Here is an 11,926-nt window from a genome sequence, read left to right on the forward strand (position 1 = left end):
GACGCACCGCGTCATTCCTGACAACTTCCTGATACGAGCATTTTGATACTGCGCGCACTCTTCATTCATTGGACGAATGCGCGTGCTTCAACGCCTGACCTCTGTGCGGCTCAACCCGGTACAACTGACATGGGTAGCCGCACTGTTCTTCACCACCCTCGGCAACATCGCACTGTGGCAGACGCTATGGACCCACCTGGAGCTGGATGGCCTGCGCGGCGTGCTGTTCGCCCTGAGCCTGCCGGTGTTCTTCTTCTGCCTGTTCAACCTGCTGCTCATGCCGGTGCTCGCGCTTCCGTATCTGCGCAAGCCCCTGCTGGCGCTGCTGGTGATCATCAGCGCCGCCTGCACGTACTTCATGCTGCACTATAACGTGCTGATCGACCGCAGCATGGTGCAGAACGTCTTCGAGACCAACCAGGCCGAGCTCGGGTCCTACTTCTCCGTTCCCCTGCTGCTCACCATCGTGGTGCTCGGTGTCCTTCCGGCTGCGGCAATGGTGTCGCTGCGCATCGGCAGCGCATCGGCGGGAAAGACCGCCGGCTGGATGCTGATCAATGCAGTGGCAACACTGGTGATCCTGACCGTAGTGTCCATGTTGTTCTACAAGGACTACGCCTCCCTGCTGCGCAACAATCGTGAGCTCAGGGACCAGGTGTTGCCGGTCAACGTCGTACGCAATGCCAATGGTTACCTCAAACGCAGACATCTCACGGTGTCACGACCGCTGCAGGCCGTTGCCGAGGACGCTACCCGGCCAGCGATGGTCGCCGGCAGGCGGCCGAGACTGGTGATTGCCGTCGTGGGCGAGACCGCGCGCGCACAGAACGTCCAGCTCACTGGCTACCCGCGCGAAACCAATCCGGTGCTGTCGGAGCGAGGGGATATCATCGCCTTCAGGAACGTCTCATCCTGCGGCACCGCCACCGCCATTTCCGTGCCCTGCATGTTTTCCCGGATGGCACGCAGCCAGTACGACGACGTGCGCGCCGCAACCGAGGAGAATCTGCTGGATATCCTGCAGCGCACCGGCGTGAACATCCTCTGGCGCAACAACAACAACGGTGGCTGCAAAGGGGTGTGCGCACGCGTGCCCACCGATGACATGCCCACGCTCAAGGTGGCCGAACACTGTGTCAACAGGGACGGCACCTGCTACGACGAGGTGCTGCTGCATCAACTCAATGCGCGCATCGATGCCATGCAGGGCGATGCCCTGATCGTGCTTCACCAGCTGGGCAGCCACGGCCCCACCTACTTTGAACGCTACCCGCCGGACGCGGCCGTCTTCACCCCGACCTGCAACAGCAATCAGATCCAGAAGTGCACCAACGAGGCGCTGATCAACACGTACGACAATACGCTGCGCTACACCGACCGCATGCTGGGCAGGACCATCGAGATGCTCGAAAGCTATTCGGACCAGCGGGACGTGGCCATGATCTACGTTTCCGATCATGGCGAGTCGCTCGGCGAGCGCGGCATGTATCTGCACGGCACGCCGTACGTCATTGCGCCGCCGGAGCAGACGCGCGTGCCCATGTTGATGTGGTTCTCGCCGGCATTCGCACTTCACGCCAACCTCAACCTGGCCTGCCTTCGTTACCATGCCGAGGGAACCCCGTACAGCCATGACAACATCTACCACGCCGTCCTGGGCCTGTTCGATGTCAGGAGCAGTGTCTACCAGCGCGATCTTGATCTGTTTGCCGGCTGCCGCTCCGGGGCGTGACCGCCCTTGCCACCTGCGCCGTCACGTTCGCCGCAGGCGGATAACCGCCTGGGCGTGCTCGAGCAGCAGGATCGTTTCCCCCTGCACGGATTGAAGCATCGCGGCGTCACAGCTGCCGTCGGGAACGGGGGCGACAAGCAGGACGCCGCCGGCCATCAATCGCCGGCGACGACCGGGCATTGCCATCCCGATCTGCCCGCCGTGAAACCGCCGCGAGGGCGCTGATTGTTCCGGCCAGTGTTCCGCAAGCTCTTATCAGGTACTTCGGGGATACTCCAGGTGCGTGATTTTCTTGGTGGGGACCGGCAGTTGAAGCGGCAGGAGCAGGCGCTCAATGATATGAGTGTTGATGAGTACCTTGAGGCGCGGAAGGCATTTGATCCGAAGAATCGGGATAGAACGGTCGCCGAAGCGGCTGGAAGGCAGTACAAGCTCTTTTTTTGGAACAGAAGGAGAACGAGCGAAAAGATCTTGGGATCGATAGAGAGACGCGCAGGAGAATGGGAGCCGAGCACGCAGATGAAACAATGAAGGTCATGCACGCGCTTCACAATCCAGACTTCGTGGCTGGGGGCAACGACAAGATTACCGACGTCGGCGATGGCCAGGTCACCTCGACCAGTGGCGGCAGTGGAAGCGTGCAAAGAAAGGGCGAACATCGCGTATCGATGAGTTGGACGAGGCCGCAGCCAACGTTCCTTTGAGCGAAAGAAGCAAGACAAAAATGAAGGGCGGACTGGAGCGTTGCAAATGACCCGCATGATTGATGAAGATTTTAAGTACTTCTATCGAAACTCGGGATTTGGACCTGCAGTGGATACCCGACCCGCAGGGGAATCTACGCTGACGCTCTATCGCGGGAAGCTACCTGAAAAGCTGCTTGAGTACTGGAAGGCCTATGGCTTTTCCGGCTACGGAGGCGGCTTGTTTTGGATGACTGATCCAAGTGAGTATTCTGAAGTCCTCAATGCCTGGATCTACGGCACGCCGCTGTACGGGACCGACGATTTCCACGTTATCGGTCGGACGGCATTCGGGCGACTGATGGTGTGGGGAACCCGAACGGGCCCGTGCATGACCATCCTGTCGATGACGTCAATGATCTTCCCAAAAGACAATTCGAAGTGGATGAGCCAAGGCAAAGGCGACGCTTTAGCGTCCAGCTGGGTGGAGCGCCTTGATAAGGTCGATCTAGATGAGGAAGACGAAGCTGGACAGCCTCTGTTTGAAAGAGCAGTGAACCAGCTCGGGCACTTGGCTCCCGATGAGATGTATGCCTTCACTCCGGCTTTGAGGGCGGGCGGGCCGTGTCGCCTCGATCATTTGAAGAAGGTCAAGGCCGTCGAACACCTCATGCTCCTGGCCCAGCTTGGAGAGCCAGAAATCATGCTGGACATCGTGAAAGAAGCGAAAGACCGTGGTGTCTGGAAGTAGCCCATGCCCGGTCATCCTGTCGGACTGTCATCGGCCCCCAAAGCGACTGCCTCAAGGCCAAAACCCCTATTTTTTTTGAGAGTTCAGCCTTTGCTGGACTACATGGGATCATCAAGTGGTGGGCCCACCAGGATTCGAACCTGGAACCAAAGGATTATGAGTCCTCTGCTCTAACCGTTGAGCTATAGGCCCTTGCGGCCGCACAGTGTAGTAGAGCCGCGCCCGGCCCTGCCACTGCCTGCGGGCATGCCACGCACCCCTCATCCGAACCGGTGGCGCATCGCATCGACCTGCCGTGCATTGTCCGCCGCCAACGCGCGCAAGGCGGGCGAGCGCAGCAGGGACGAGCCCGCCACCCGCTGCCAGTAGTCGAGCGCCACCGGCGCGGCCCATTGCAGGTGGGCGAGCTGGCCGCTGCGCTCTGGCGCAACCGGCCCGAGCGGCGCTGCCGCGCGCAGCACCCCGGTGCGCGAGGGGGCCAGCGACATCGGCAGCATGTCGTAAACCGGCGCCAGCGGCAGCGGGCCGCGGTCGACCAGATGGAAGCCGAGATTGCCGTGGTGCATGTCGCTGTTGCCGATGAGGCGGCCGAAGGCATGCAGCCGGGCCATGTGCGTGGCGGTGGCGGCCGTCAGCCAGCCCTGCGCGTGCAGCTGCTCGCCCGCGCGCGCCCAGTCCAGCGTGACGTCTCCCACGAACGCCGCAGTCAGCGACATCAGTGACACGAAGCCGCGGCGGCCAAGCACGTCCGGCGTGCGGTCGAAGCGCTGCACCTCGAGGAAGGCATGCGTGCTGGTCTGGAGCAGCTCGGAAACGGCCGCATCCACGCCTGCATCGCGCAGGCACTGCAGCGCGAGGTGCTCGCACACGAGCAGGTCGGCCCAGCGCTCGGCAGCCTCACCGGCGGTGGGCTGCGCGAACTTCACCAGCACTGCCTGGCGATGACCGTTGTGCGTCACGGTGGCGGTGAACTTGGGCTGCTCCCCGCCGGGTGATGAACCGACATCCTCGCCCTCCAGGACGGCCGCAGCGCGCGCAGGATAGTCGCGGACACGCTGGTCGGCCTGGACACCGTCCGGCGGCGCATCCAGTTCGGCCAGGGCTGCGGCGACGGCGTCGCCCCCCAGCAGCAGGTCGCCGATGCCGGTACCTCCGGCGCGCACCAGCGCCTGCAGAATGTCGCCCTGGTGCCAGCGGTTGAGATCGTCCGGCACGCCGAGATCGCGTGCGCGGCGATGGGCGAAGGTGCGGCCGAGAAACCCCTGCGGGCGCAGGTCATCCAGGAACCACGGGATATCGGGGAACCAGCCGTCGATGGCACCGTCCGGGGCGCGGTTGAGGTTGGGCCGGGCGGTGCCGACGTCCAGGTGGAAGGCATCACCGCTGAGGGCGATGAGCATGCCCAGCTCTTCCAGGCTGGCATCGGGGCGGAGGCGGAACAGCGGCCATTCGCTGCCTGCGGCAGTGGCTCGGCGGGCGGCGTAGGCAGTAGCGCGGCCCCGGCCCAGGCGGGCCACGCGGTCGCCGGCGTCGGCCACCAGTCGGCTCAACGTCATCCGGGTGGCGCCGAGACGCTCGGCGAGCGCGGCGGCCGCTACCACCTCACCGGCCGGAAGGCGGTCGAGCAGATCCTGCACGGTGTGGCGGGTGGGACGGGCCATGCTGGCGGACATCCGGACTGATTATGTTACGAATATATAGACGTAAACACGGAGCTTCGCAAGGACGTGCACGTCTATCTTACTGATAACAGAGCTACTTTCATCGGGTTGTCCGGCCATCGATCCGTTTTTATGTTACGAATCATGTTACATAAATGGGAGGCTGCAACGGTACCATGCGAGGAGCGTCCGGGTCGCGTGCGTACGCCCCCCCCCCGACTGCCGCGCTGCACGCGGGCAGCCGACCGACGGTCGGCTCCACCGTCGGGGCACCCGCTCCCGCCACCCCATAAAAAAACCCCGCCGAAGCGGGGTTTTTTCATCAACGCACCAACGCGGAGATCAATCGATATCCAGGAAGCTGCGCAGCTGCTCGGAGCGGCTCGGGTGACGCAGCTTGCGCAGCGCCTTGGCTTCGATCTGGCGGATGCGCTCGCGGGTGACGTCGAACTGCTTGCCGACTTCCTCAAGGGTGTGGTCGGTGTTCATGTCGATGCCGAAGCGCATGCGCAGCACCTTGGCTTCCCTCGGGGTGAGGCCGGCCAGCACGTCGCGCACGGTTTCAGACAGATTGATGTTGGTGGTGTTCTCGATCGGGGACTCCACGTTGGTGTCCTCGATGAAGTCGCCCAGATGGGAATCCTCGTCGTCGCCGATCGGGGTTTCCATCGAGATCGGCTCCTTGGCGATCTTCATCACCTTGCGGATCTTGTCTTCCGGCATGTCCATTTCCTTGGCCAGCTCCTCCGGCGTGGCCTCGCGGCCGTACTGCTGGAGCATCTGGCGGGAAATGCGGTTCAACTTGTTGATCGTTTCGATCATGTGCACCGGAATACGGATGGTGCGGGCCTGATCGGCGATCGAACGGGTGATGGCCTGGCGGATCCACCAGGTCGCATACGTGGAGAACTTGTAGCCGCGGCGGTACTCGAACTTGTCCACGGCCTTCATCAGGCCGATGTTGCCTTCCTGGATCAGGTCGAGGAACTGCAGGCCGCGGTTGGTGTACTTCTTGGCGATGGAGATCACCAGGCGCAGGTTGGCCTCGACCATTTCCTTCTTGGCCTTGCGCGCCTTGGCTTCACCGTAGGCCATCGCCCGGCTGATTTCCTTCAGCTCTTCCAGTTCCAGCCAGGTGGTCTTCTCGATGTCGATCGTGGCCTGCTGCTCGGCGATGATCTGGTCCTTCACATCACGCAGGGCCGAGGACCACTTCTGCTTGCGCTTGAGGGCGTCTTCCACCCATTCCAGGTTGGTCTGGTTGCCTTCCCAGGAACGGATGAAGTCCTTGCGCGGCATGCGCGCGGTCACGGTCGCCAGGTTCAGCACGCGGCGCTCGTGGGACTTGATGTCGGCCATGACGTCGCGCAGCTGCTTGACCAGCACGTCGGTCAGCGGCAGCGGCAGCTTCAGGGTCACGAACACGGCGGCCATGTCGTCGCGCAGCTTGGCCAGCGGCTTGCGGTCGCCCTTGGCGGCCGCCTTCTTGAACGCGGCATAGGCGTCGGTCAGCGCCTGCATGCGGCGCGCGACTTCTTCCGGGTCCGGGCCGGTCGGGCCGGCGTCTTCCTCGGCGTCGACGTCGTCGTCTTCGTCCTCGTCGGCATCAGCGTCGGCGTCGTCGCTGGTGTCTTCGGCCACGGCCGGGGCCGGGACTTCCTCGACCAGGTCGTTGAAGCCGACGATCACTTCGGCCAGGCGCTTCTTGCCTTCCTTGTGCGCGTCGTAATCGGCGAGCAGGGTTTCGACCGACACCGGGAAGGTGCCGAGCGCAGCCTGGACCTGGCCCAGGCCTTCTTCGATACGCTTGGCGATGGCGATTTCGCCTTCGCGGGTCAGCAGTTCGACGGTACCCATTTCGCGCATGTACATGCGCACCGGGTCGGTGGTGCGGCCACCTTCGGTGTCGAGCGCGCTCAGCGCGGCGGCGGCTTCTTCGGCCGCGGTGTCATCGACTTCGCGGTTGCCGGTGTTGCCATCGTTGAGCAACAGGGTTTCGGCATCGGGTGCAACTTCATGGACATCGATGCCCATGCCGTTGATCATGCCGATGATATCTTCGATCTGCTCCGGGTCGACGATGTCGTCGGGCAGGTGGTCATTGACTTCGGCGTAGGTCAGGTAGCCCTGTTCCAGGCCCTTGCTGATCAGAAGCTTGATGTCGTTTTGCTGGGCAGGACGTTCGTTGGCCATGTAGTGCTCGCGCCACCGGCTGGGAGAGGGAATAGAACCTAGCATTATACCAGCCCGGCGCCCCGCCTTCCCGGGCGGTGGTCCCGGGGCTAGGGTCTGAGCAGGAAGGTCACGGGACCATCATTGACCAGGCTGACAACCATATGGGCACCAAACCGCCCGGTTTCCACCCCTGGGGCGTGCTTTTGACGGCATGTTTCGACCAGTTGGTTGAATCCACGTTCAGCCTCCGCAGGCGCGGCGGCGGTACTGAAGCCCGGCCGCATGCCGCTGGCGGTGTCCGCCGCCAGGGTGAACTGGCTGACCAGCAGCAGGCCACCCCCGGTATCGAGCAGCGATCGGTTCATTTTTCCGCCCTCGTCGCCAAAGACACGGTAACCAAGCAGGCGATCGGCCATCCGCCGGATCTGCGCGTCGGTGTCGCCCGGCTCCATGCCGACCAGGGCCAGCAGCCCTGGCCCGATCTGCCCGACCACGGCATCGTCGACGCGGACACTGGCTTGGCTGACGCGCTGGATGAGAACAAGCATGGCAGGGCTTCCGTGGCAGAGGGCGGACCACCTTAGAGCCTGGGGGTGCGGTTGGCGATCCGGACCGTGGGCGGGCTGCGGATGCCCCCGCACCGCCCAGCGGCTAGACTTCCACGTGATGAAACCGCATACCACCGCCCGCCTGGCCTATCGCGCCGCTGCCCTGTTCACCCGCCTGCCCTGGGCCTGGCTGCGTGGGTTCGCCGCCGCCCTGGCCTGGTTGTGGATCCGCCTCAATGCCCGCGAGAGCCGGGTGACCCGACGCAATCTGGAGCTGGCCTACCCCGAGCTGGCCCCGGCCGACCGCGCGGCGCTGCACAAGGCGGTGCTGCGCTCGACCGCGATGCAGGCCATCGAAACGCTGCGGCTGTGGACCCAGCCCCGCGAGCGCAACCTGGCCTGCCTGACCGAGCGTCACGGCGAGGCCCTGTACGACGCCGCGCTGGCCTCGGGCAGGGGCGTGATCGTGGCCGCCCCGCATTACGGCAACTGGGAGCTGCTGAACCAGTGGCTGGCCTCGCGCGGGCCCATCGCCATCGTCTACAAGGCGCCCGATGAAGCGGTGGGCGACGCCTTCCTGCAGCTGGTGCGTGGCGGCGACAACGTGCAGCAGGTGCGCGCCGAGGGCCCGGCCGTGCGCCAGCTGTTCAAGGTACTCAAGGACGGCGGGGCCACCGGCATCCTGCCCGACCAGCAGCCGAAGGCCGGCGACGGCGTGTTCGCGCCCTTCTTCGGCATCGAGGCGCTGACCATGACCCTGGTCAACCGGCTCGCCGAGCGTACCGGGGCGACCGTGCTGTACGGCTGGTGCGAGCGGATCGGCCCGGACATGCAGTTCGCCCTGCACATCGAGCCGGCGCCGCCGACGGTGGCCGACCCGGACCCGCGCACCGCCGCCAGCGCGCTCAATGCCGGGATTGAACGGATCGCGCGCCGCGATCCGAGCCAGTACCAGTGGACCTACAAGCGCTACACGCTGCGCCCGCCGGAAAGCGGCGAAGTGGACCCTTACGCCACCGAGGAACACCCGCACTGAATGCGACGCTGTGTCGCGCCCGGGCGCGATTGGAATCGTCGCCCCTCGTCCCCACTGTGAACCCACGATGTCCCCCACGGCCCCTGCCATGTCTGATGCTGCTTCTTCCCTGTTCGGCGATCCGGCCGCGATCCGCTGCGAGCGCGCGGTCGCCGAGCTGCGTGCCGGCCGCCCGGTGGTGATCGATGACAGCCACGGCCAGCGCCTGGCGTTCATCGCCCTGGACAGCAGCACCCGCAGCAGCTTCGGTGCCTTCGCCGAGGCCGCGGCCGGCCAGCACTACCTGTTCCTCACCGCCACCCGCGCGCGGGTGCTGGGCGTGGCGGCCGAACATGGCGCGCGCGTGCCGCTGGCCGGGATCGATTTCGATGCACTGCCATCGTTGGGCTACCTGCGCGAACCGGAGGCGATGCCGCCAGGTTGGAGCGCCGGCCAGGCGCTGGACGACGGCGCGATCGAAGTGGCGCGGCTGGGCCTGTTGCTGCCAGCCACGGTCGGGGTGCTGCTGGACCCGGCCGATACCCGCTTCGACAGCTGCGCGCAGGTCTCTCTGTGCGACCTGCACCAGGGCGCCGAGCAGGCCGCCCATGCCTACGAGCTGGTGGCGCGCTCGCCGGTGCCGTTGCGCGACGTCGGCATGACCGAGTTCGCGGTATTCCGCGGCGGTGTCGCCCAGCGCGACCAGGTGGCGATCATCGTGGGCACCCCGGATCTGTCCGGCGTGGTGCCGGTACGCGTGCACTCGTCCTGCCTGACCGGGGATCTGTTCGGCTCGCTCAAGTGCGACTGCGGCGATCAGCTGCGCCGCGGCCTGCGCAAGCTCAAGGATCTTGGCGGTGGCGTGCTGCTGTATCTGGACCAGGAAGGGCGCGGTACCGGTATCGCCGCCAAGATGCGCGCGTACGGTTATCAACATGACGGCCTGGACACCATCGACGCCGATGCACAGCTCGGCTTCGGCGCCGACGAACGCCGCTACGGCAGCGCGGCGGCGATGCTGCAGGGCCTGGGCGTGTCGCGGGTGCAGCTGCTCAGCAACAACCCCACCAAGGCCCAGCGCCTGCGCCATGCCGGTATCGAGGTGGTGGAGTGCGTGCCGGTCACCGGCGACATCACCGTCGAGAACGAGCACTACCTGCGCACCAAGGCCGAGCGCGCGGGGCACCTGCTCGATGTCGACGCGCTGATCCAGGCCGCGCAGTAACCGGGCAACCTGCTACCGTCTGCGCCACGGGCGCCGGTTGCTGACGCGGGCGTCCGGCCCTGTCCACGCCGAGCGCCCTGCCTTGACCGAGTCCATCGATCCCGTCGTGCCGCCCGCGCTGCCGCTTCCGGCAGCCTGGCAGCCGTTGCCGCTGCGTGCGGCCTCCATTGCCGCAGCCAGCGGCGCGCTGACCGGCGCGCTGCTGCCCGGCGGCGCGCTCGGTGCCGGCTGGTTCCTGCTGGCGCTGCCCGGGCGCTGGTGGGGCGTGGCCGCGATGGTGGTGCTCGGCGCACTGATCGGCGCGGTGATTGGCTTCCGCCGTCAGCGCCGCACGTCGTGGCGCCTGGATGCGCGCGGGCTGGGCCTGCGCCGCGAGCTGCTGTGGCAGCAGGAAACCCATGTCCCGATCTCGCGCGTACAGCACCTGGACCTGCGTCGCGGGCCGATCGAGCGTAGTGCAGGGCTGGCCACGCTGGTGGTGCACACCGCCGGCAGCCGCATGAGTGCGGTCTCGATCAGTGGCCTGGACCAGGCCGATGCCGAGCGCCTGCGCGACACCCTGGCCCACCAGCTCGACCAGGACGACGACGCCCTGTGAGCACCCCGGCCCCCGAAACTCCGGCACCCGAGCAACGCCTGCATCCGTGGTCGTGGCTGTTCGTGCTGCTGATGCAGCTGCGCCAATCCCTGCTGCCGCTGGTGGCGCTGGTGGTGTTCGGCAACCGCGGCGACCGCGACCAGCTGTGGCTCACACTGGGCCCGCTGATCGCCGTGGTGGGGCTGGTAGCGTACGCCCTGCTGCAGTACCTGACCTACCGCTACCAGATCGGGCGCGATGCGATCACCGTGCGCAGCGGGGTGGTGTCGCGCAACCGCCGCGAGATTCCGTTCGCGCGCATCCACAACGTGGTGGTGCACCAGAATCCGCTGCACCGGCTGTTCGGCGTGGCCGAGCTGAAGCTGGAATCGGCCGGCGGCAACCGGCCGGAAGCGGAGATGCGCGTGCTCAAGCTGGACCAGGCACTCGCACTGGAAGCACTGGTCCGCCAGCGTGGGCAACCGACGGTGGCCGTCGCCGCGCCCGGCGCGACCGAACCGCCACCACTTCCCACCGACCCCGTGCTGCTGCGGCTGGGCGCACGCGACGTGCTGCGCATCGGGCTGCTGTCCGACCGTGGCTGGGTGGTGGTGCTGGCGGCCGTGGGCGCGGTGATGCAGTTTGTGCCGAGCGGGACGGTCTCCGACGTACTCGACAACGGCAGCCGGCAGGCGTTCGGCTACGCCAGCCACCTGCATCCCAGCACTTGGATGTGGGTCGTGGCCGGTGCCTCCGCGCTGCTGGTGTTCTGGCTGCTGCTGCGGGCGCTGTCGGTGACGCTGGCCTTCCTGCGCTACCACGGTTTCCAGCTCAGCGAGCACGAGCGACGCCTCACCGTGTCCAGTGGCCTGCTGACCCGGTTGCGCACCAGCGTGGCGCGGCGTCGGATCCAGGCCTGGACCCTGCGCGAGAGTCCCCTGCAGCGCCTGTTCGGGCGTCGCCATCTGGGCATCGACATCGCCGCCAGCACCCCGGGCGATGGCGAACGGCGCGACCTGCGCGAGCTGGCCCCCTTGGCCACGCCGGCCGCGTGCGATGCGCTGGTGCAGCACCTGCTGCCGCATGCGCAGTGGCCGCCGGCCACGTGGCAGCCGGTGGATCGGCGCGGCTGGTGGCGGCTGTGCCTGCCGGCGCTGGTGATCGCTCTGCTGCTGGCTGCCGGTGCCGTGTGGGAAGACCAGCGCTGGGGCCTGCTGGTGCTGCTGTGGCTGCCGTGGTCGGCGTTCAGCGCGCGGCGGCGTATGGCGCGCATGGGCTACTACGTGGACGACGCACTGGTGGCCGTCCGCGGCGGCTGGTGGCACCGCTGGTGGCGGTTCGCCGAGGTGGACAAGGTGCAGGCGCTGCGCCTGTCACGCTCGCCGCTGGACCGTTGGCTGGGCACTGCCAGCCTCTGGCTGGATACGGCCGGTGCCGGCGGCAGCCTCCCGCTGTGCCTGCGCTACCTGCCCGACGCCGAGGCCCGCGCGTTGCAGGCGCAGCTGGGCGATGCGCTGGCCAGGCGCCGGCTGCACTGGTAGACGCGCGGCCGGGGGCCC

At 66.4% G+C, this 11,926-nt stretch carries 11 protein-coding genes and 1 tRNA gene; 8 read left to right on the forward strand and 4 right to left on the reverse strand.

Annotation, left to right across the window (positions count from 1 at the left end):
* Positions 1 to 76: 76 nt before the first annotated feature.
* The 4 genes from GDJ08_RS10405 (at position 77) to GDJ08_RS10420 (ending at position 3,166) form a co-directional block, all read left to right on the forward strand.
* Positions 77 to 1,732, forward strand: a complete 1,656-nt coding sequence (locus GDJ08_RS10405; RefSeq protein ID WP_153164824.1) for a phosphoethanolamine transferase — start codon at positions 77 to 79, stop codon at positions 1,730 to 1,732.
* Positions 1,733 to 2,011: 279 nt separating this feature from the next.
* Positions 2,012 to 2,263, forward strand: coding sequence for a polymorphic toxin type 15 domain-containing protein (locus GDJ08_RS10410; protein ID WP_165699789.1), 252 nt, complete (start codon positions 2,012 to 2,014; stop codon positions 2,261 to 2,263).
* Positions 2,264 to 2,268: 5 nt separating this feature from the next.
* Positions 2,269 to 2,436 carry a polymorphic toxin type 15 domain-containing protein gene (locus tag GDJ08_RS20445; protein WP_425505096.1) on the forward strand — a complete coding sequence of 56 codons (168 nt, stop codon included), beginning with the start codon at positions 2,269 to 2,271 and terminating at the stop codon, positions 2,434 to 2,436.
* A gap of 46 nt (positions 2,437 to 2,482) precedes the next feature.
* Complete coding sequence (locus GDJ08_RS10420; RefSeq protein ID WP_153164827.1) at positions 2,483 to 3,166, forward strand: GAD-like domain-containing protein; 684 nt, start codon at positions 2,483 to 2,485, stop codon at positions 3,164 to 3,166.
* A 116-nt stretch (positions 3,167 to 3,282) separates the two neighbouring features.
* Here the strand turns inward: GDJ08_RS10420 and GDJ08_RS10425 are convergent.
* From GDJ08_RS10425 to dtd, 4 genes are all read right to left on the reverse strand, one after another.
* Positions 3,283 to 3,358: transfer RNA gene (locus GDJ08_RS10425), tRNA-Ile, on the reverse strand.
* 68 nt (positions 3,359 to 3,426) lie between these two features.
* Complete coding sequence (gene yjjJ, locus GDJ08_RS10430; protein ID WP_165699790.1) at positions 3,427 to 4,827, reverse strand: type II toxin-antitoxin system HipA family toxin YjjJ; 1,401 nt, start codon at positions 4,825 to 4,827, stop codon at positions 3,427 to 3,429.
* A gap of 342 nt (positions 4,828 to 5,169) precedes the next feature.
* Complete coding sequence (gene rpoD, locus GDJ08_RS10435; RefSeq protein WP_017357507.1) at positions 5,170 to 7,020, reverse strand: RNA polymerase sigma factor RpoD; 1,851 nt, start codon at positions 7,018 to 7,020, stop codon at positions 5,170 to 5,172.
* Positions 7,021 to 7,109: 89 nt separating this feature from the next.
* The gene (gene dtd, locus GDJ08_RS10440; RefSeq protein WP_017357508.1) at positions 7,110 to 7,550 is read right to left on the reverse strand and encodes a D-aminoacyl-tRNA deacylase; all 441 of its coding nucleotides are present in this window, start codon (positions 7,548 to 7,550) and stop codon (positions 7,110 to 7,112) included.
* 118 nt (positions 7,551 to 7,668) lie between these two features.
* Here dtd and GDJ08_RS10445 point away from each other — a divergent pair, with 118 nt between their 5' ends.
* The 4 genes from GDJ08_RS10445 (at position 7,669) to GDJ08_RS10460 (ending at position 11,908) form a co-directional block, all read left to right on the forward strand.
* On the forward strand, positions 7,669 to 8,586 hold the full coding sequence (locus GDJ08_RS10445) for a lauroyl acyltransferase (protein ID WP_017357509.1): 918 nt from the start codon (positions 7,669 to 7,671) through the stop codon (positions 8,584 to 8,586).
* Positions 8,587 to 8,653: 67 nt separating this feature from the next.
* Positions 8,654 to 9,790, forward strand: coding sequence for a GTP cyclohydrolase II RibA (ribA, locus tag GDJ08_RS10450; protein ID WP_026071013.1), 1,137 nt, complete (start codon positions 8,654 to 8,656; stop codon positions 9,788 to 9,790).
* 82 nt (positions 9,791 to 9,872) lie between these two features.
* Positions 9,873 to 10,388: a PH domain-containing protein gene (locus GDJ08_RS10455; protein WP_136004458.1), complete on the forward strand. Its 516-nt coding sequence runs from the start codon at positions 9,873 to 9,875 to the stop codon at positions 10,386 to 10,388.
* Positions 10,385 to 11,908: a PH domain-containing protein gene (locus GDJ08_RS10460; RefSeq protein ID WP_229296489.1), complete on the forward strand. Its 1,524-nt coding sequence runs from the start codon at positions 10,385 to 10,387 to the stop codon at positions 11,906 to 11,908. Before GDJ08_RS10455 ends, GDJ08_RS10460 begins: the two co-directional genes overlap by 4 nt.
* Positions 11,909 to 11,926 lie beyond the last annotated feature (18 nt).

The sequence above is a fragment of the Stenotrophomonas nematodicola genome, from assembly GCF_009467805.1.
Taxonomy (GTDB): Bacteria; Pseudomonadota; Gammaproteobacteria; order Xanthomonadales; family Xanthomonadaceae; genus Stenotrophomonas; species Stenotrophomonas nematodicola.